14 protein-coding genes are annotated in these 20,782 nt (G+C 64.7%); 6 read left to right on the forward strand and 8 right to left on the reverse strand.

The features are described from left to right. Positions 1 to 190: 190 nt before the first annotated feature. The 6 genes from ACP7DE_RS07150 to ACP7DE_RS07175 all read left to right on the forward strand — a co-directional run bounded on the left by ACP7DE_RS07150 (position 191) and on the right by ACP7DE_RS07175 (position 8,531). Positions 191 to 544: a DUF883 family protein gene (locus ACP7DE_RS07150; RefSeq protein ID WP_426071450.1), complete on the forward strand. Its 354-nt coding sequence runs from the start codon at positions 191 to 193 to the stop codon at positions 542 to 544. A 245-nt stretch (positions 545 to 789) separates the two neighbouring features. After that, the gene (locus ACP7DE_RS07155) at positions 790 to 3,201 is read left to right on the forward strand and encodes a catalase (RefSeq protein ID WP_426071451.1); all 2,412 of its coding nucleotides are present in this window, start codon (positions 790 to 792) and stop codon (positions 3,199 to 3,201) included. Between the two features lie 201 nt (positions 3,202 to 3,402). Next, positions 3,403 to 5,097 carry an MFS transporter gene (locus ACP7DE_RS07160; protein WP_426071452.1) on the forward strand — a complete coding sequence of 565 codons (1,695 nt, stop codon included), beginning with the start codon at positions 3,403 to 3,405 and terminating at the stop codon, positions 5,095 to 5,097. Continuing rightward, the gene (locus tag ACP7DE_RS07165) at positions 5,084 to 6,292 is read left to right on the forward strand and encodes an HlyD family secretion protein (RefSeq protein ID WP_426071453.1); all 1,209 of its coding nucleotides are present in this window, start codon (positions 5,084 to 5,086) and stop codon (positions 6,290 to 6,292) included. The genes ACP7DE_RS07160 and ACP7DE_RS07165 overlap by 14 nt, the downstream gene beginning before the upstream one ends. Then, positions 6,289 to 7,686 (forward strand): efflux transporter outer membrane subunit, encoded by a 1,398-nt coding sequence (locus ACP7DE_RS07170; RefSeq protein WP_426071454.1) that lies wholly within the window; start codon positions 6,289 to 6,291, stop codon positions 7,684 to 7,686. Before ACP7DE_RS07165 ends, ACP7DE_RS07170 begins: the two co-directional genes overlap by 4 nt. Before the next feature lie 104 nt (positions 7,687 to 7,790). Beyond that, positions 7,791 to 8,531, forward strand: coding sequence for a tetratricopeptide repeat protein (locus ACP7DE_RS07175; protein WP_426071455.1), 741 nt, complete (start codon positions 7,791 to 7,793; stop codon positions 8,529 to 8,531). A gap of 29 nt (positions 8,532 to 8,560) precedes the next feature. On the opposite strand, the gene ACP7DE_RS07180 is transcribed toward ACP7DE_RS07175, so the two are convergent. The 8 genes from ACP7DE_RS07180 to ACP7DE_RS07215 all read right to left on the reverse strand — a co-directional run bounded on the left by ACP7DE_RS07180 (position 8,561) and on the right by ACP7DE_RS07215 (position 20,767). Continuing rightward, positions 8,561 to 9,538 carry a hypothetical protein gene (locus ACP7DE_RS07180; RefSeq protein ID WP_426071456.1) on the reverse strand — a complete coding sequence of 326 codons (978 nt, stop codon included), beginning with the start codon at positions 9,536 to 9,538 and terminating at the stop codon, positions 8,561 to 8,563. A gap of 131 nt (positions 9,539 to 9,669) precedes the next feature. Continuing rightward, positions 9,670 to 12,786 (reverse strand): efflux RND transporter permease subunit, encoded by a 3,117-nt coding sequence (locus tag ACP7DE_RS07185; protein ID WP_426071457.1) that lies wholly within the window; start codon positions 12,784 to 12,786, stop codon positions 9,670 to 9,672. Between the two features lie 9 nt (positions 12,787 to 12,795). Next, complete coding sequence (locus tag ACP7DE_RS07190; RefSeq protein ID WP_426071458.1) at positions 12,796 to 13,971, reverse strand: efflux RND transporter periplasmic adaptor subunit; 1,176 nt, start codon at positions 13,969 to 13,971, stop codon at positions 12,796 to 12,798. A gap of 13 nt (positions 13,972 to 13,984) precedes the next feature. Continuing rightward, positions 13,985 to 15,400, reverse strand: coding sequence for an efflux transporter outer membrane subunit (locus ACP7DE_RS07195; RefSeq protein ID WP_426071459.1), 1,416 nt, complete (start codon positions 15,398 to 15,400; stop codon positions 13,985 to 13,987). Between the two features lie 17 nt (positions 15,401 to 15,417). Next, entirely contained in the window at positions 15,418 to 16,125 is a 708-nt protein-coding gene (locus ACP7DE_RS07200) for a CerR family C-terminal domain-containing protein (protein ID WP_426071460.1), read from the reverse strand. A gap of 264 nt (positions 16,126 to 16,389) precedes the next feature. Then, complete coding sequence (locus ACP7DE_RS07205) at positions 16,390 to 17,751, reverse strand: hybrid sensor histidine kinase/response regulator (RefSeq protein WP_426071461.1); 1,362 nt, start codon at positions 17,749 to 17,751, stop codon at positions 16,390 to 16,392. 142 nt (positions 17,752 to 17,893) lie between these two features. Continuing rightward, on the reverse strand, positions 17,894 to 18,628 hold the full coding sequence (locus ACP7DE_RS07210; protein WP_426071462.1) for a 2OG-Fe dioxygenase family protein: 735 nt from the start codon (positions 18,626 to 18,628) through the stop codon (positions 17,894 to 17,896). Positions 18,629 to 18,733: 105 nt separating this feature from the next. Then, complete coding sequence (locus tag ACP7DE_RS07215; RefSeq protein ID WP_426071463.1) at positions 18,734 to 20,767, reverse strand: TonB-dependent receptor; 2,034 nt, start codon at positions 20,765 to 20,767, stop codon at positions 18,734 to 18,736. Positions 20,768 to 20,782 lie beyond the last annotated feature (15 nt).

The raw sequence follows: 20,782 nt of genomic DNA on the forward strand, positions 1-20,782 counted from the left end.
GTGTGGCAGCGCACAGTGGCGTGCGGCAGGCGCGGTTAAGGTAGTGTCAACAGCTTGCTGCTGATCCAGTATTTGATATGGCTCAGCCCGGCAGCGTTTAGCCGCTTCTTTTTCCCCGAAGCGAGGAGAATCATGATTCGGTCACGGCATCGAGCATGGTTGAAATTATTCACTATTAAAGGAAACCATCATGAACGCGATTGAAAAAACCAGCTCCGACCTGAATGGCACCACCCAGGATACCCGCCAGGATATGCACCGCACCATCGACAAGGTGGCAAGCCAGGCCCAGCCTCTGGCCGACAAGGTGGCCACGCGCGTCCACGACGGCGTGGACCAGGTGGGTGAGCGCATCGAGCAGGTCAGCGACACCGTGAGCAAAGCCTCCGAAACGTTGATGGCGCGCGGCAAGCAGTTGGGCGCCGCCTGCCAGCGCGCCGGCGAGACGGGGCGCGGCTATGTGCGCGAGCGTCCTGCCGTATCCCTGTTGATTGCTGCAGCGGCCGGTTATGGCCTGTCCAAACTGCTGGGTTCGCGTAAATAAGTTTTACGCAATTCGGCAAGGTGTTGTCGTGGGTGCTGTTCCCTTCGCCGTCATGGCGCGGTGGGACAGCGTCCACGCGCACGAGGTAGTAGAAAGCAGTAAAGCAGAGTGATAATGCGCTCCGTTTTATTGTGATTGATCGGCATACCTATTCCCTTCATTATTTTGATTGCCCTGTTCGTGCGCTGAATGAGGGAGTTGTAGCGTTACTTCCCGGGGCAAATTAATTACTCACAGGAGATGTAATGGCTAGCAACAAAAAAACGCCGTCCACGGACGGTGCGGGTTCCGTCTTGAGCAGCATGTCCGGCCCATCCGACAGCAAGGCGCCGTACAGCCTGGGCGCGGACAATGATGTGACCCGCTCGCTGCTGCAAAAAACCGCCGCCAGCCAGCAGCTGGCCGCCGCCATGGCGGTAAATCCCAAGGAAGACGGCCAGTATGGCGACGCGGCGCGCACGCCGGCCGAAGGCGTGCATGTGGCAGCGGGCGAACCGCTGGCGACGGCCAGCACCACGGGTGAAACGACAGTATCACCGAAAACCGGCGATGGCCAGCCCGCGCTTGGCGAGAATGCCGTGAATGCCTCGCTGGACCGCGCCAGATCGGATGACAGTGGCTGCGTGCTGACGACGAACCAGGGCGTGCCTGTGGGCGACAACCAGAATTCGCTGAAGGCGGGCTTGCGCGGCCCCACCCTGATGGAAGATTTTATTCTGCGTGAAAAGCTCACGCATTTCGACCACGAGCGCATCCCCGAGCGCGTCGTGCATGCGCGCGGTTCTGCCGCCCATGGTTACTTCGAATGCTACAAGGAGCAAAGCAAGCATACGCGCGCGGCGCTGTTCGCCAAGGAGGGCAAGCGCACGCCCGTCTTCGTGCGTTTTTCCACCGTGGCCGGCGAACGCGGTTCGACCGATACGGCGCGCGATGTGCGCGGCTTTGCCGTGAAGTTTTATACGGACGAGGGCAACTGGGATTTGGTGGGCAATAACATTCCCGTCTTCTTCATCCAGGATGCGATGAAGTTCCCCGACCTTGTCCACGCCGTCAAGCCCGAGCCGCACAATGGCATGCCACAGGCGGCCAGCGCGCACGATACCTTCTGGGACTTCGCTTCGCTGTCGCCGGAAATCACGCATATGCTGATGTGGGCCATGTCCGACCGCGCCATCCCGCGCAGCTATCGGATGATGCAGGGCTTCGGCGTGCATACCTTCCGCCTCGTGAATGCCAAGGGCCAGTCCGTCTTCTGCAAATTCCACTGGTCGCCCATGGCCGGCACGCACTCGCTCGTGTGGGACGAAGCGGTCAAGATCAGCGGCGCCGATTCCGATTTCCACCGGCGCGACCTGTGGGAAGCCATTGAATGCGGCGAGTATCCCGAATACGAGCTGTCCTTCCAGGTCTTCACGGAAGCGCAGGCGGAAGCGTTCCCCTTCGACGTGCTCGATCCGACCAAGCTGATCCCCGAAGAACTGGTGCCGCTCGTCCCCGTCGGCAAAATGGTCTTGAACCGCAACCCGGACAATTTTTTTGCCGAGACGGAGCAGGTGGCCTTTTGCACGGCGCACATTGTGCCCGGCATCGATTTTTCCAACGACCCGCTGCTGCAGGGCCGCATCCACTCGTATTTGGACACGCAGCTCACGCGCCTGGGTGGCGCGAACTTCCATGAAATCCCTATCAATGCTCCGCTGGCGCCGCTGCACAACAACCAGCGCGACGGCATCCACCGCCAGGCCATCAACCGTGGCCGGGTCGCGTACGAACCCAATTCGCTGGCGGGCGGCTGTCCCTTCCAGGCGGGCGCCAGGGGTTTTAACAGTTTTCCCGCAGCCGCCGAAGGCGACAAGGTGCGCGGCAAGCCCGAGAAATTCGCCGAGCACTATGGCCAGGCGCGCCTGTTCTGGATCAGCCAGACGCCGGTTGAACAAGACCATATCGTGCATGCCTTCCGCTTTGAGCTGAGCAAGGTACAGACCGTGGTGATACGCCAGCGTATCGTCGCCATGCTGCGTAATGTCGACGATACCCTGGCGCAGCGCCTGGCCGATGGGCTGGGCCTGGTGCTGCCGCCGGTCATGCCGCGCGCCTCCCTGCAGCCGCTGCCCGCGTATGCGCCGTCGCCAGCGTTGTCGCTCTTTTTCCGCCCCGGCAAGACGGGCATTCATACCCTGCGCGTGGCCATCCTGGTGGGGCCGGGCAGCGATGGCGCGCAGGTGCGCAACATCTATGCCGCGCTGCTGGCCGACGGCGCCGTGCCGCGCCTGGTGGGCAGCCAGCTTGGCCGTGTCGACACCAGCAGCGGTGCGCCGCTCGACGTGGAAATATCGCTCGAAGCGGGACCATCCGTGCTGTTTGACGCCGTCGTGCTTGCCGACGGCCAAGGTGCCGTACAGCAGTTGGGCGACGACGCCAACGCGCTCGACTTCCTGCGCCTGCAATACCGCCACTGCAAGCCGATGCTGGCTGTCGGCGCGGGCAAGGGCTTGCTGGACAAGGCAGGCGTGCCGGCGGCCCTGCCCGATGGCAAGCCGGATCCTGCCATCATCGTCGCGCCGTCCGGCGACGTGGTGAAAGCCGTGGCCGCCTTCAAGAAGGCGCTGGCGGCGCACCGGGCGTTCGCGCGCGAAACGGACCCGCCGCGTGTGTGAGTGGCGGCGTCAGCGCAGGTGCAAGGCCAGGGTCGGACCCGCCGGTCCGGTTGCATACTGCCTTGCCTGCGCAACGCCATACAATATGTAAACAATAAAGATGTCCTGCGGTGATATGCTGCTGACTAGAACTGTTCATTTGCAACTATTTCTATAACAGCAGCAAAGAACGGCTTCAGCAAACCGGATCGCGATTACTGCATGGACAAGTACACACCGCGCACCTGGGGGCCGGGCGAACGCCCGACCTTGCCCGGGTCGCCATCGATGCCCGAACATTCGACGCCCAGGCGTGTCGCGTATTTCATCGTCGGCCTGATCGTCGCGCTGACGGGGGGACTGGGCAATGGCCTGGTGACGGCCAATCTGCTGAACCTGCAAGGTTCGCTGGCAGCCTATGCCTACCAGATGCAGTGGCTGCCAGCCGCTTACGTGATGACCATCGTGTCGATGAATTTGCTACTGGTGAAGTTCCGCCAGCAGTTCGGCCTGCGCCTGTTCACAGAAGCGTTCCTGGTGCTGTACGCGCTGGTGACGTTCGCCCACCTGTATGCGAATACCTTGCCGTCGGCGATCGCCGTGCGCGCCGCACATGGCATGGTGGGCGGCGCCTTGGGGGTGCTGGGCCTGTACTACACTCTGCAGGCGTTTCCTGCGCGGCACCGCCTGAAGGGCGTGGTGCTGGGCCTGGGCTTTGCCCAACTGGCCTTGCCCCTGGCGCGCATCTTCACCTCCGAACTGCTGCAGATCGGCGAATGGCACGGCTTGTACCTGTTCGAACTGGGCCTGGCCCTGCTGGCGCTGGGCTGTGTGCTGGCCCTCAAATTGCCGCCGGGCGACCGCGTGCAAACCTTCGAGCCGCTCGATTTCCTCACTTTCATCTTGTTCGCGCCCGGCGTGGCCTTGCTGTGCGCCGTGCTGGCACAGGGCCGCACGGCGTGGTGGATGGAAGCGGAGTGGGTGGGCGTGTGCCTGGCGTGCTCCATCGTGCTGATCGCCGCCTCGCTGGCCATCGAGCATAACCGCGCGCGCCCGCTGCTCAATACGCGCTGGCTTACCACGGGCAAGATCGCCAAGCTGTTTTTATCCGTGCTGCTGTTTCGCATCGTGTTGTCCGAGTCGACGGGGGCGGTCGGCTTCCTGCAGGCGCTGGGCTTGAATACGGACCAGATGCAGAACCTGTTCATCGTGGTGCTCCTGGGCAGCGTGGCGGGCCTGGTGGCCAGCGCGCTGACGATAAATCCGGCGACGCTGAACCGCTCGCTGATGTTCGCGCTGCTGCTGATCGCCGCCGGGGCGCTCATCGACGCGCACGCCACCAGCCAGACGCGCCCCGTCAACATGTATGTCAGCCAGTTCCTGCTGGCCTTTGGCGGTACGTTTTTTCTCGGACCCACCATGGTCACCGGCATGGGTGCCGTGATCGCGGAACCGCGCAATCTCGTGAGTTTTTCCGTGATGTTTACCATGACCCAGAACCTGGGCGGTCTGCTCGGCTCGGCCATCGTCGGCACCATCCAGACGGCGCGCGAAAAATACCATTCCAGCTACCTGGTCGAGCACCTGACCATGCTCGACCCGCAGGTGGCCGCGCGCGTGCAGTCGGGGGCATCGGCTTACGGCGGCGTGCTGATGGACCCCGCCTTGCGCAGCGCCCAGGGCGTGGCGCGCCTGGGCGCCATCGCCACGCGCGAAGCCAATGTCCTCGCCTACAACGATGTTTTTTTGATGATCGCCGGTGTCGCCCTTGCTACTTTACTGTGGATGCTGGTCAGCCAGTCCTGGACCCGCATTACCACCGGCGCGCGTCGCTTGGTCGGCCCCGTGCGCGATGCGCAGACGGCCATGGCCATCGTCCCCATTACCAATTCGGAACCGAGCAATGACAGAAAATAACACCACACCACCAGCACCAGCACCAGCACCAGCACCAGCGTCGCCGCCTGCACCCGGGCCCGCAGCCAGCACCACCCCGCCGCAGCCGGACCGGCGCCACCAGTGGCTGTCCGCGCTGGCCTTCGCTGCCGTGGCCCTGGTGGGCGTGCTGATCGTGCTGTATGCGTGGCGCCTGCCGCCGTTCACCAGTCCCATCGTGACGACGGAAAACGCCACCGTGCGCGGACAGGTGACCATCATCGGCACGCAGCTGTCCGGCTATGTGGTGGAAGTGACGGTGCAGGATTTCATGGATGTGAAGGAAGGCCAGCTGCTGGTGCGCATCGACGACCGCATCTACCAGCAGCGCTATGAGCAGGCGCAAGCGCAGCAGGCGGCGCAGCAGGCGGCGCTGTCGAACTGGGCGCAGCAGAAGGCCAGCGCACAGGCGGGGATTTCCGTCAGCGAGGCGGCCCTGGCCAACGCGGAAGCGCAGGCGCGCAAGGCCAGCGCCGACTTGAATCGCGTGGAGCAACTGGTGGCCGACGGTTCGCTGTCGCAGCGCGAACATGACCAGTCGCGCGCCACGCAGGCGCAGATGGCGGCCGCGCTGGCGCAGGCGCGGGCCAATCTCGACATTGCCCAGCAAAGCGTGCATTCGGTGGTGGTCAACAAGCAGGCACTGGAAGCGGCCGTGGCGAACGCGCAGGCGGCTGTCAAGGCAGCGAAGATCGACCTCGATAACACGCGCATCGTGGCGCCGTCCGATGGCCAGCTGGGCCAGGTGACGGTGCGCCAGGGCGCGTACGTGAACTCCGGTGCGCAGCTGATGGCGCTGGTGCCGCGCCAGATGTGGGTGATCGCCAATTTCAAGGAAACGCAGATGAATGGCGTGCAGGAAGGGCAGAGCGCCACCTTCCACGTCGACGCGCTTGACGGCGCCGTGTTGACGGGCCAGGTGGAGCGCATCTCGCCGGCCACGGGATCCGAATTTTCCGTGCTGCCGGCCGATAACGCGACGGGCAACTACCTGAAGATCGCCCAGCGCATTCCCGTGCGCATCCGCATCGATGCGGGGCAGGCGAATGCGCGCCGCCTCGTGCCGGGTATGTCGGTGGTGGTCAGCGTCGACACATCCGCCGTCTTGAACGACTCGGCGGACAATCCCGCGCCACCGCCTGCACCGAAAAAGGCGGCTGCGAAGGCCAAACCATGAAGCGCTGTGTATGGCTGATGGCCGGCGTGCTGGCGCTGGCGGGCTGCGCCGCCAACGCGCCACCGCAGCCCGCATCGGCCCTGCAACTGCCGTCCGGCTGGCGCGCGCAAGGCGAGGGCGGCGCAGCGTCAGCGCATGGCACACAGGTGGAACAGCTGTGGTGGCAGGCATTTGGCGATCCCGTTTTAAGTGATCTGGTGGGCGAGGCACTGGCGCGCAATGGCGACTTGCGCGTGGCGCGCGCCCGCGTGCAGGAATACCGTGCACGCCTGGCGCAGGCCGATGCCAACCGCGCGCCGAACCTGGCGTTTGACGGCTCACCCACGCGCACGCGCACGCTGGCGTCGAGCGGCAAGCCGTACGTGACGAATGTTTTCCAGGCCGAACTGCAGGCCAGCTATGAAATCGATGTGTGGGGCCGGCTGGCCAATCTGAGCGACGCGGCCGGAGAGAGCTACCGCGCCGAGCAGGCCAGCCTCGATGCGGCGGCCCTGTCGATCGCGGCCAGCGTGGCCACTGCCTACCTGAACCTGCGCGGACTCGACGCGCAGCTGGCGCTGACGCAATCGACCCTGCAGCTGCGCGAACAATCGTGCGAGCTGGCGCGCAAGCAGTTCGAGGTGGGCTACAGCTCGCGGCTGGAATGGCTGCAGGCACAATCGGAATACCATGCGGCGGCCGAGCAAGTGCCGCAGTTGCAGCGGCAGATCTTTGAACAGGAAAACGCGCTGGCCATCCTCGTCGGCGGCAATCCCGGCCCCATCGCGCGCGGCTTGCCCCTGGCCGAGCTGGCGGCGCCTGACGTGCCGGCCGGCCTGCCGTCCGAATTGCTGCGCCGGCGGCCCGACATCGCGCGCGCGGAACATAACCTGGCGGCCGCCAACGCGAGTCTGGCCGCCACGCGCGACCAGCTGCTGCCGTCATTCAAACTGACGGCCGTCGGCGGCGGGCAAGCCACGACCTTGACCGATTTCCTGCATGCGCCGACCGCCCTGTGGCGGCTGACGGCGTTGGCGGCCGGTCCCCTGTTCGATGGCGGGCGGGTGCAGGCGCAGACGGATGCGGCCGGCGCGCAGCGCGACCAACTGGTGTACACCTATGAAAACGTGGTGAGGAACGCCTTCGCCGAAACGGAGAACAGCCTGGGTGCCATCTACCGGCTCCAGCAGCAAGCCGTGGAAAACGATGCACGCCGCGCCACCGCGCTTGATACCCTGCGCATCGCGCATAACCGCTATCGCAATGGCTACGCATCGTACCTGGAAGAACTTGACGCCCAGCGTACCCTGTACAGCGCCGACGTGGGGCTGCTGCAGCTGAAGACACGCATCCTCGTTGCCTCGGTCGACTTGTACCGGGCCATGGGCGGCGGCTGGTCGGCCAAGACGCCATAGGCGCGCGTGCACGGCGTGGCCGTTTGCCGCGGCCGGTGTAATATTCTGGCCTGGGAAAGCGGCGGCATGGTGCCAGCGGCTCCCGTCACGAACGAGGTTGTAACATGACGATTTTTGGCATAGGCATCCACCTACTGATCGCGGTATTTTTTGCGATTCACGTGGTGCGCAACGGGCAGCAGTTGTACTGGCTGCTCATTTTATTCATGTTCCCGCTGCTGGGCAGCGTGGTGTATTTCTTCGCCATCTACCTGCCAAATTCGCGCCTGCCGCAAGGTGCGCGCAAGGTCGCTTCGGTGGCCGTGCAAGTACTCGACCCGAACCGCGAATTGCGCGAGGCGAAGGCCGCCTTCGAGTACACGCCGACGGCGCAGAACCAGATGCGCCTGGCCAGCGCGTTGCTCGAAGCGGGCGATGCGCAGGAAGCGGCATCGACGTATGAAGCCTGCCTGCAGGGAGCGTTTTCATCGGACCTGGAAATTCGCCTGGGCGCGGCACGCGCCTACCTGGAATGCGCGCGCGGCGCCGAGGCCTTGACGCACCTGGAATTCATCCGTCGCACGGACATCCATTTCCGTCCCGAGATGGTTTCCCTGCTGACGGCGCGCGCGCTGGCGCAAAGCGGGCGCCAGCCGGAAGCGAAGGCGGAGTTCGACGACGCGCTGACGCGCTACAACAGCTTCGAGTGCCGCGCCGAGTATGCGATCTGGGCGCTGCAGCAGGGTGACAAGGTGTTGTCGGGACGCCTGCTGCTCGATATCGACAGCGCCATGGCCCGCTGGAGCAGCCATACGCGGGCTATGTATGCGCCGCTGCTGGTGCGTCTGGAGGCGGCACGCAGGTAGCGGCATGACGGTGCTTGGTGCGTATTGGCTTACACGCCAGGTACCGTGTTTTTGCCTTCAACCAGCTTGTACTCCTTGCCATCGAAAGCATAACGCGCGCGGCCGTTCAAGGGCGTGGCGATGCGCGGCGGGTCTTCGTCAGGCTTGACTGTGACGCCGGGCTTGATCTTTTCGGATGCCCCCGTGAAGTCGATCAGCAAGTCGTCGTGGGCGCCGCCGTTGCGCGCGGGGGCGAAGCGCCACTTGCCTTCGACCATCCAGCACTCGTCCATGTCTGGCGTGCAGGCGCCCATATTGTCCGAGTACAGCTCGATGCCGCTACCGAGCGCGGTCACCTTGCCGTCGCCGATTTCAAACAGGGCCAGTTGCGTGATGGTGTAACCCTGGCCAGTATAGCCGTGGCGGATCGCCAGTCCCGGCTTGTTCGCACCCAGCATGATCCAGTGGACTTCGCCCAGCTGCCCGGACGAACCCAGGGCCGCGATGTTTTCCAGCCGCTTCACGACCTGCCACTGGCCGTCTTCCGGCTGACCCTTGGGTGCCAGGAAAAAGACGTTCAACAGCCCCGACGAGGCGTGCGCCGATTCTGCCGTGCCTTCCGTGTTGGCCGTTTCCGCATTCGCCACCAGGATGGCGCGGCCATCGGGCAGCAGCCTGTGGCTGACGGCACTGACGACATAACTGAGTTTGTCGACATGGTTGTCCGGATCGGGCAGGTCGGCCAGCGCATCGTCGCTGTCGCCGCGGTAGTCCTTGCCAAAGACGGCACGCATCATGCCCGCCTCGCGCTTGCGCGCCTGCGGCGTGTTCATCTCTTCCATCTTTGGGGGAGTGGCGGCCGGCGGCGGCACGTGTTCGGCCGATGCGGCATCGTCAGCGGCAGCGGCTGCGGGGACATCGGCTACACCGTCAGCTGCCATGTCGGCGCTGGCGGGGGTGGTCTTGTCCGAACAGGCGCCGAGCAGTGCGGATACCAGTAGCAGAATGAGCGGGGTGCGGTAATTCATAGGCAAGGCAGATTGCGTTCATGGAGAATGGGCGCAGTATGCCAGATAGATGGAAGCGAGGGAGCGCGGTCTGCCGGTCGCTCCTTCGCTTCCTTGCCCGCAGGGGGCGCTTTTGCAAACAAAGGCGGCGCTTATTTTTCCAGCGCCACTTTGTCATCGCGCCGCAGCGGCGCTTTCTGGCGGCGCAGTTTCGCCATGCCGCGCTTGAGCAGGTGCTCCAGATCGTCGATGTAGGTGAACACCGCCGGCACCACCAGCAGGCTCAGTAAAGTCGAGGTGATCAGGCCGCCGATGACGGTAATCGCCATCGGCGAACGGAAGCTGGGATCGGCGCCCCAGCCCAGTGCCAGCGGCATCATGCCGGCGCCCATGGCGATCGTCGTCATCAAGATGGGTCGGCTGCGCTTGTGGCAGGCGTCGACCAGCGCATCGAAGCGGTTCATGCCGGCCTGGCGCGCCAGGATCGCATAGTCGACCAGCAGGATGGAGTTCTTGGTGACGATCCCCATCAGCATGATCAGGCCGATCATCGACGGCATCGACAGGGCGCTGCCCGTGATCAGGAGCGCCACGAAGGCGCCGCCGATCGACAGCGGCAGCGCCGCCAGGATGGTCACCGGCTGCATGAAGTCCTTGAACAGCAGCACCAGCACGCAGTAGATGCACAGCACGCCGATCAGCATGGCCAGGCCGAAGCTGGCAAACAGCGAAGCCATTTCCTGCGCGTCGCCCAGTTCGGCGATCTTCACGGACGGCGGCAAATTCTTCATCGACGGCAGCGCGCGCGCCTCTTCATTCAATTCGCCCAGGGTGCGCGAACCGAGTTCCACATCGAGGGTCACGTTGCGGCTGCGGTTCAAACGGTCGATCTGCGCCGGGCCGCTTTCCATCGTCACGCTGGCCACATTTGCCAGGCGCACGGGGCCATTTTTGCCGGGCACGGTCAGGCGTTCGATGGCGGCCAGGTCGGCGCGCACGCTGTTGGGCAGCTTGACGCGGATTGGCACTTGCCGCTCGGGCAGGTTCATCTTCGTCAGGTCCGTGTCGTAGTCGCCGGCCGTGGCTACGCGCACCGTCTCGCCGATGGCTGCCGCCGTCACGCCCAGATCGGCCGCCTTGGCAAAATCGGGGCGCACGATGATTTCCGGGCGCACCAGCGAAGCGCTGGAATTGACGTTGCCGATGCCTTTCAGGCCGCGCAGTTCGCGCTCGACCTTTTGCGCCGCCGCCATCAGCGCTACTGGGTCTTCCGAGCGCAGCACCAATTGCATCTTGACGCCCGTGTCGGGCGGCCCCACCGTGAAGCGGGCGCCGGGTATCGTATCGAGCTTGTGGCGCAGCTGCGTTTCCAGTCCTGCCATCGATTCCTTGCGCTCCGTGCGGTGCACGGTGGTCAGGGTCAGCACGGCGCGGCGCGCCTCGGCCGCCGCGCCGGGGGCGAAGGCGTCGCCGCTGGAGCCGCCGCCAATCGAACTGAAGACGCCCTTGATGCCCGGCGTCTGCATGGCCGCATCGCGCGCCATGGCTGCCACTGCCTGCGTTTCGCCCAGGGTGGAGCCGGGCGGCAGTTCCAGGTTGATTTGCGTCTGCGCGCGGTCGGCGGCCGGCACGAAACCTGTCGGCAGCAGCGGCACGAGCGCGATGGCGCCGATAAAGAACAGGGCCGCAGCGATGGCCGTGATGCCGCGGTGGTTCAGGCACCAGCGCATCACGTGCAGGTAGCGCGTCATCAGCCAGCCATCCTGCTCTTCCTTGTGCGGCAGCGGTTTCAATAGGTAGGCGGCCATCATCGGCGTCAGCAGGCGCGCTACCACCAGGGAGGCCAGCACGGCCAGCACCGCCGTCCAGCCGAACTGCTTGAAAAACAGGCCGGGAATGCCGCTCATGAAGGCCGTCGGCAGGAACACGGCCACCAGCGCGAAGGTGGTGGCGATCACCGCCATGCCGATTTCGTCGGCCGCTTCCATGGCCGCTTCCATGGGCGACTTGCCCATACGCAGATGGCGCTCGATGTTTTCGATTTCCACGATGGCGTCGTCGACCAGCACGCCGACGACCAGGGCCAGCGACAGCAAGGTGACGGTATTGAGCGTGTAGCCGAACCAGTAGATGCCGAGGAACGCCGGCATCACGGACAGGGGCAGGGCGGCCGCGGCCACCAGGGTGGCGCGCCAGTCGCGCAGGAACCACCACACCACCAGCACGGCCAGCAGCGCGCCTTCGTACAGCAGCTCCATCGAGCCATCGAAGTTTTCCTCGACGGGGAAGGCATTGTCGATCGACTGCTGCAGCACCACGTTGGGGTTTTCCTTCTGTAGATCGGCGATGGCGTCGCGCGCGCCCTTGGCGACGGCCACTTCGCTGGCGCCCTTGGTGCGGAACACTTCAAAGGCGACGACGGTCCTGCCATCCTGCTCGGCCAGCGCGCGCGGTTCGGCGACCGTGTCGCGCACGGTGGCCACCTGGTCCAGGCGCACATGGCGTCCATCCGGCAGCGGCACTTCCACGCGCGACAGTTCATCGGCCGTCTTGACGGTGGCGATGGTGCGAACCGACTGCTCGGCGCCGCTGATGTCGCCCCTGCCACCGGGCGCTTCGCGCTGCACCAGGCGCAGCTGGCGCGAGACGTCGAGGGCCGACACTTTCAATGCCGCCATGCGCGCCTCGTCGAGTTCCACCTGGATCTCGCGGTAAACGCCGCCCACGCGGGTGACGGCGCCCACGCCGGGCACGGTCAGCAGGCGCTTGGCCACCGTGTTGTCGACGAACCACGACAGGTCGGGCGCGTCGAGCGGGTTGTCCACGCCCCCTTTCGCCGTGGCGATAAAGGTCAGCACCACGCGCCCGGCCGTGGAAGCCTTGGTAACGGTGGGGTCGCGCAGCTCGGCCGGCATGTCTGCCTTGACGCGGGCCACGGCGTCGCGCACATCGTTGACGGCTTCGGCAATCTGCTTTTCCAGGATGAATTCGACGGTCACCGTGACGACGCCATCGAGCACCTTGGTGTAGATGTTTTTCACGCCTTGCAGAGTGGCGACGGAGTCTTCGATCTTGCGCGCCACTTCCGTTTCCAGCTGGGCCGGCGCGGCGCCAGGCAGCACCGCGCTGACGGTGACGATGGGCAGTTCGATGTCAGGGAAATCTTGCACCGGGTTGGCCTTGTAGGCCAGCAGGCCGGCCAGGGTCAAGAGCGCAAACAGCATGATGGCCGGGATCGGGTTCTTGATCGAGAGGGAGGAAAAATTCATGGCCTCTCCTTACTTTTTCACTGCAGATGCTGCGGCAGTCTTGGTTGCTGGTGCCACGACCGGGTTTTGTACATTCCGCACCAGGTCGCCATCGTTGAGAAAGCCGGCCCCGCTGACGACAATTGTCGTGTCGGCCGTGATGCCGCCTACGATCTCGATGCGGTCGCTCAGGCGCCGTCCGGCCTGCACCTTGATCTGGCTGACCCGCTGGTCGGCATTCAGGCGGAAGGCATAGCTGAAGCCATCGCGCACGGCGATGGCCTGCTGCGGCACCGTCAGCGCGCCCGATGTGCCCAGTTCAAATTCGCCGCTGGCGTACATGCCGGCCTTGAATGGCGCATTGTTGCCGGTGCTGGCCGGCAGATCCACGTACACGAGGGCAGAACGGGTCTGCGGGTCGACCGTGGGAGCGATCATGCGCACTTTGCCCGTTAAAACGCTGCCATTGGCGGCCTTCACCTGCGCCACGGTGCCCGGTTTCAGATTCAGCAGCTCGGTGGCCGTCACTTCGGCGCGCCATTCGAGGCGGCCCTGGCGGATCATGCGGAACAGTTCCGTGCCGGCGCCCACGACGGAGCCGACGGTGGCAGAGCGCGAAGAGATGATGCCGCTGTCGGGCGCCACCACCTGTGTGTATTTCAGGCGCAGCTGCTGCGACGCCAGCTGCGCCTTGGCGGACGCGATGCGCGCGTTGGCCGTTTGTTCGGCCGTCAGATATTGGCTGATCTGCTGCGCGCTGATGGCGCCCGTGCTTTGCAGCGAGCGGGCGCGCTGCGCGTTGGCGGCTGCTTCGGCGGCATTCGCTTCGGCCTCCAGCACCGCCGCTTTCGCCTGCGCCACGTCGGCGTTCACCGTGTCGTTCGAGAACACGGCCAGCACCTGGCCGGCGCGCACCACGTCGCCCACGTTGACGCGCACGTCCGTCAGGCGCAGTCCGTTCGATTCGCTGCCGATGACGGCTTCCTGCCAGGCGGCCACGTTGCCGTTGGCCTTCAGCTTGATGGGCAGGCTGGCCGTTTGCGGCTTGGCCGTGGTGACGGTGAGCGCAGGCTTTTGTGCCGCGTTTTTATCCTTGGCATCGTCGGCCGCGGTGGAAGACGGGGAATACAGGGCCACGCCGGCGCCCAGCACCACAAAGAGGGTGGCCAGCGCGAGTGCCATCGGTTTCAAGGTCATTTTTTTCATGTTGTCATATCCGTCAAAGTGCGTTGTTGGCGATGGCGCTACTGCTGTTCCAGCCGCCGCCGGCGGCGCGGTAGAGCGCTACCCAGGCGGCGCTGCGTTCGCGCTCGAGGTTGACCACCGTGTTTTCGGCGGCCAGGCGCGTGCGGCGCGCGTCTTCCAGTTCGATCAGGCTGGCCAGGCCATTCTTGTAGCGGTCCTCGGTGGCGACAAACGACACGCGGTAACCTTCCAGGGCCGTTTTGGCGTGGCCGCTGCGTGCGTCCGTGCTGGCCAGGTTGACCAGCGCCTCTTCCACTTCGCGCACGGCCTGGCGCACGCCGGCGCGGTATTTCAGCACCGCTTCGTCATAGCGCGCCGACGCCGCATCGACCTGGGCGCGGCGGGTGCCGCCGTCGAAGATGGGCAGGCTGACGGCCAGCGGCCCGATGCTCCAGGTGCTGGCCGTGATGCTGTCGCCGCCGCTGCGGATATTGCCCTTGCCGATGGAGCCGGCCAGGCTCAGACGCGGGTAGCGCTGCGCCTGCGCGCCGCGCACTTCGAAGCTGGCCGCCGCCACTTCGCGTTCCGCGCTGTAGATGTCGGGACGCTGGCCCAGGGTTTGTGCCGGCAGTTGCGCAATCGCCACAGGCGAGGGTGCAACAAAGGGGCTGGCCGCCAGCTTCTGGCGCAGCGACGCTTCCGGCATGGCCGACAGGGCCACCAGCGCCTTGATATTGACATCGCAGGCGGCGCGCTGTTCGATGGCGCGGCTGGCGCCTTCGGCGGCGCTGGCACGGGCCAGGGCGGCGTTGGCGGGCGGCTGGAAGCCGGCGCCGGCGCTCAGTTCCGTCAGGCGTGCCGAATCGCGGCGCGAGACGGCATCCTGTTCGGACACTGTTTGCAACTGCTGGCAGGTGCGCAAGGCGTAGTACTGGTTCGCCACTTCGGCGGCGACCGAGACGCGGGCCTCATGCCAGCCGGCGCGTGCGCTGTCGTAGCGCTCCTGCGCCGCATCGCGCGTGGCGCGCTTGGCCCCAAACACATCGATTTCCCACGAGGCTTGCAGGGCGGCCTGCGAGGTGGTGCCGCCCGGCTGGGCCGATTGCTGGCTGGTGCGCACCACGCTGCCTGTTGCGTCGAGCGTGGGCGCCAGCGAGGCGCCGCTGGCCACTCGGTCCGCGCGCGCCTGCACGATGCGCGTGCCGGCGGCGGCGATGGTCGGGCTGACCTGCTGCGCATCGGTGATTAATTCCACCAGCAGGCTGTCGCCCTGGCCTTGCCACCAACTGGCCAGGTCCGTCAGCTTGCCGTTATGCGGCAACGGCGCCTGCCACTGCGCGGGTGCGCTAGCTGCCACCGCTGCGGGTGGCCCCTGCAGGGCGCAACCGCCCAGCGCCAGCACGATGCTGGCGGCCAGGACGCGTTGAACGGTGCATTGAATAGTCGTCATGCTGGTCCTTCTGCTTGTCATTGAGCGGTAGGGGGAGAGGGAGGAATGGCCAGGCGCCGGCGTTCCACGTCGGCCATGGCCAGCGCATAGTCGGTCATGCGCGCCAGCCAGGTGTCGATCGCGTGCGGCGTTTCCAGCAGTTGCGGACGCAAGGTTTGCAGTACCTCGGCGCCCACCATGTGCTGCAGGGCCAGTGAAGCGATGGAAAACGCCAGCCGATGCATGTCGTCGCTGTTGTCGGGCGCGCCCAGGTGGTGTGCCAGCACGCGCGTGAGCGCCTCATGTTCGGGACGGATGTTCTGGTCGATCTCGCGTGCCCACAGGCCTGTCGGTTCGAGCATTTCGCGGCACCACAGGCGCATGCAGTCGCGCGCGATTTCTCCCTGCTGCATGGGGGCGAGCAATTGCGCATAAAAGCCTTCCAGGCTTTGGCGCAGGGTGAAATGGGGTTGCTCGTACAGGGCGATATTGTCTTGCGGAGCCGACGACTGCTGGGCGAAGGCGGCGCGGTACAGGCCCGCCTTGTCGCCAAAATAGTAGCTGATGGCGGCCGCGTTCGTGCCGGCCGCTTGCGCCAGTTCGCGCGTGGACGTCTTGGCGTAGCCCTGTTCGGCAAATAGCCGGATGGCGCTATGCAGCAGCCGCTCGCGCGACTGTTCGCCGTCGGAACGGGGCTTGCGCCCGTCGTCGGCGTGGGAAGTGGGGATGGCGTTTTTTTCAATCATGCCGGAGATTTAATCATATATCTCAAACGATTGATATAACTAAATCGGTTGATTTAGTTAAGGGAAGATGAAGAAAATGTAAAACGCGGGCAAAAAAAAGCCCGCGGTTGTATTCGCGGGCTAAATCCAATGTTCGGAGAACGAATTGGAGGAGACAGTTCCACTATAGCGCTGAAAATGGTGCAGTGCAATACCGTAGAACTACTATATCGGTCTCTCCTGGATAGCAAAAAATCAGCATTCCATGTTGCGGCGCACAGAAGTTCAGGCCTTGCTGCGCAGGGCCAGCGTAAAGGTGCTGCCGGAACCGTAGTCGCTGTTGAAGAACAGGGCGCCGCCGATGGCGTTGGCCAGATTCTGGCACAGGTACAGGCCCAGTCCCGCGCCTTCCACGTGGCGCGTGGAAGTGGAATCGAGCTGCGAGAAGGCCTGGAACAGCTTGGCCTGGTCTTCTTCCTTGATGCCTGCGCCGCTATCGGCGATGCTCATTTCCGTCACCAGCACACCGTCTTCCTCGCGCTGGGACAGGCTGATGCGCACCGTGCCCTGTTCCGTGAACTTGATGGCGTTGTTGAGCAGGTTGATGAGGATTTGCGTCAGTGCGCGGCGGTCCGTGTCGATGATGGCGGGCGGGCGGCCCGCTTCTCCCAATCCCATTTCCAGCGCCAGGCCTTTTTGCTGGGCCAGTGGGCGCAAGGTGTCGGCCACTTCGGCCATCAGCTCCTGGCAGTGCACGGGTTCGATCGACAGGGTCAGCTTGCCCGCTTCGATCTTGGCCACGTCGAGGATGTCGTTGATCAGCGAGAGCAGATGGCGCGCGCTGGCGCGGATGGTGTTGAGTTGCTTGTCCTGGTCGGACGTCAGGGGGCCGGGCAGTTTCATCAGCAGCGCGCCGGTAAATCCTATGATGGCGTTCAGGGGCGTGCGCAATTCATGCGACATATTGGCGATGAAGGCCGACTTCATGCGGCTCGCTTCGGCCAGCTCCAGGTTTTTCAGGGCGATTTCGCGGTTGATGGTTTCCAGTTCGGCCGCATGGTGCGCCAGGCGCATGTTCAGCTCGATCACCTGGCGCTCGCGCGCTTGCAGTTCGCCGTTGACCTGCACCGCCTGTTCATAGGTGGAGATCAGCAAATCGAGGATTTGCTGGCGCTCCGCATTGATGAAATGCTTCTGGTCACCCAGGTACAGGGCGATGCCGATTTCCACATTCTGGTTCTTGCGCAGCTTCTGGTTCATCAGCATGTGGCTGATGCGGTTGAGCAGGTAGTCTTCCGCATAGGGCTTGCGGATGAAATTGTCGGCGCCGCACTCGATGCCGCGGATGATGTCCTTCGGGTCGTTGAGCGAGGTGACGAGGATCACGGGAATGTCGCGCAGGGTCGGATCGGACTTGATGGCACGGCACAGGTCGTAGCCATTCATTTCAGGCATGACGATATCGGACAGCACCAGGTGCGGCTTGCGCTCGCGGATGGCGGCCAGGGCCAGCTGGCCATTCGCCGCCACGCGCGCATTGTAGTGCAGCGACTGGATCAGGCGGCGCAAGCGCTCCGCCTGGGTCGGGCTGTCTTCGACGATCAGGATCTCGATTTCGTCAGGCTTGATTTGGTTGTTGGAGTCCACAGACCTCTCCTAGGATTTCAGTGTGGTGATGCTGGGCGCCGTGAGCGCGCCATATCGACATCGTATGACTATATCGGATTTAGGTCTGTAAAAGTAACTTACAAGTAACTATTTTGGCCACAGGGAATGTTGTGGCCAACGCTTAATTCTCGCCCTGAAACTGGCCCGCGCGATATGTCAGCACGAGCGTGTCGCGGTGGCCATGTTCGCCGATGGGCTGGATCGGCGTCGATTCGTGGATCACCGCCGCATCGTCGAGCAGCAGCAGCGACCATGGCTCGCTCAGGGTAAAGCGCTTGCCGTTGGGACCATTGGCTTCGAAGATGCGTGTCTCGCCGCCCTTGACCTGTTCGCGTCCGATCAGCAGCACGGCGACGAAATCGACGCCGTCGCGGTGCGCGCCTTCCGGCGTGGGGCGGCCGATGCCATCGGTCGTATCGATGCGGAACTGGTGCGCCTCGATGAACCACGGCTGGCTACCCTTGACCTGCGAGCAGGCGTCGCCCAGCGCGCGGATCAGCTGTTGCCAGGCTGGTTGTGCGACGATGGCTGGCTCGACCGGCTCGAACAGGCGGTGCATGCCGCCATGCAGGGCGTTGTATTCGACCGGTTGCCAGTGCGGACGGTGCGCCGTCTGCGTCAGGCGCGCGCCATCCTGCACGAAGCAGGAGTGGCGCCGGCGGCGATAGCGGCCGCCATCCTTCAGGTAATTGTCCAGCGCCAGGGTATTCCAGCTCGGTTCCAGCGCGCGCAACGCGTCCAGCGGGCAGCCGGCCAGCGCGGCCACGTCCTGCGGGCGCAAGACGGCATAGCCATCGTCGCGCAAGGCGTCCTTGATGTGGGACGGGTCGGTAAAGATCGGTGCGGAAGTGCTCATGGCGGTGCGGGCCGGAACGCGGCCTGTATCAGTTTATCCAGCCTGGCATTCTACGACTTCGCGGCAACTCTTGTGTTACGTCCGCCAGGAATTATGCTTGTTGCGTTAAAAATTCTTTACCAGGGTCAGGCGCAACGAGCGCGATTCCACCGGATGGAAGTGGATATCGTCGACCGGCTGCGTCTCGCCGGGCAGGCGCGAGGCATAGTAGTAATCGATGGCCGAGTCGCGCCGGTTGGTCAGGTTGTAGCCTTCGACCTCCACGCGCAAGGCCTTGTCGATCTGGTAGGCGATGCGCCCGTTCAAGCCCACGCTGGCCGACGAGCGCACGCTGTTGTCTTCAATCAGAGGACGCGGGCCGAAGTAGCGCAGGCGCAAAGAGCCCGACCATGGCCCGCGCGGCGTCACCGTCATGGCCAGCTGGGCCACGCCTTCGATGGCGCCGGGGATGAAGTCGCCCGCCGGGTCGCTGCCGCGCGCGCGCGCCCGCGCATACGCCAGGTCCAGGTCCAGCGACAGCCAGCTGGCCGCCTTGTAGTAGCTGGAAAACTCGATGCCGTAGCGGCGGCTGGGGCGGCCCGCCTCGGTGGCGCCAGCGTCGCCGATGAACAGCAGCTCGGAATCGAAGTCCAGGCGGTACAGCGACAGCGACGTTTGCAGGCCGGCGATGGCGTCGCTGCGCAAGCCCAGTTCCAGGGCGCGCGAGCGCACCAGGGGCGTGACCTTGTCGGCCGCCTCGCCCGTCTTCGGGTCGACTGTGATCGTCGTGCCGCGCGCGTCGTTGCTGTGAAAGCCATTGCCGATGTTGATATACGCTTCCGTGTCGCGCCACGGCCCCGCGATCACGCTCAGGCTGGGGCTGAACAAATGGTCGCTGGCCGTACCCGAATTGGCGGCGCGGTCGCTGCGCACGTCGAAGCGGTAGGCGTCCGCACGCAGGCCGGCCACGCTGCGCAGCCAGCGCGACCAGCGCGTACTGTTTTCGCCATACACGCCGATGCTGGTTTCGACGATATGGTCTTGCCGCGTGGTCGACAGGATCTGGAGCTGGCGCGTGTTGTACAGGCCATTGTGAATATTGTCGTTCTGTAGCTGCAGGCCGATGGTGGTGTCGCTGCTGCCCCTGTCCGTGTGGCGGTGCCAGGTATGGCTGGCATCCAGGCCGGCAGTCACGCGCCGGTCGGGCTGGGCGAACTGGTCGCCGTTATCGGGATCGTCCAGCGCATACGTGAAATTCGAGAACAGGTCCAGGCGGTTGGCGATCACATACGCGCTGACTTTGGACGATATGTCGTTCGTCGTCTGGCGCCAGGCGCCTGACAGGCTGTAGCGCTGCGCCTTGCCGCCATCGCTGGCATCGATGGCGTCGAAGCGGCCCAGCGTGCCGTCCTGCACGGCGCGCAGCGGAATCTGGTCGGTGGCATGCCAGCTGGCGTCATACGCCATGGCCGTGACGTTGAAGCCGTTGTTGGCGTAGCCTACACTGTAGCGCAGCACGCCATTGAGCTTGCGGTAGCGGTCCGGCTGCGTGAACGGGCCATCGTTATGCTGCGCTTCGAGCGCGTACAGCAGGCTGCCGTCGCCGGCATCGAATGTATCGGCCAGCAGGGCACGGCGAAAGCCGTTCTGCCCGATGCCCACGCTGGCGATGCCCTGCGTCAGGCGGTTCGCGTAGACGATGGACGCCGCTCCCGCCGAGGAAAAATCGCCTTGCGCCGCCGAATACGGCCCCTTTTTGTAATCGAGGCGCATGGCCAGTTCGGGGATCAGGAAGTTCAGGTCCGTCCAGCCCTGGCCGTGGCCATGGCTGCGCTGGTTGACGGGCATCTCGTCGACGGTAGTGCGCAAGTCCGTACCGTGATCAAGGTTGAAGCCGCGCAGGTAGAACTGGTTGGCCTTGCCTTCGCCGCTATGCTGGCTGACGATCAGCCCCGGCACGGCTTCGAGCAATTCGCCGGGCCGGTAGTTGGTGCGCGCGTCGAGCTGCTTTTGCGTGACGCTGCCCGCGTTGGCCGAATCGGCCACGCCCAGCTGGTTCATGCGCGAACCGTCGACCAGCACGCGCTGGAACATGTCGTCGGCGTGGGCGGCGGGTGAAAACAGGACGGCGAGGAGGAGGGCAAGATAGCGTGGCGTCATGGGTGTCTGGGTATG

This window comes from Janthinobacterium sp. DSP2-3-3, assembly GCF_049897325.1.
In the GTDB taxonomy this organism is placed as follows: domain Bacteria; phylum Pseudomonadota; class Gammaproteobacteria; order Burkholderiales; family Burkholderiaceae_D; genus Janthinobacterium.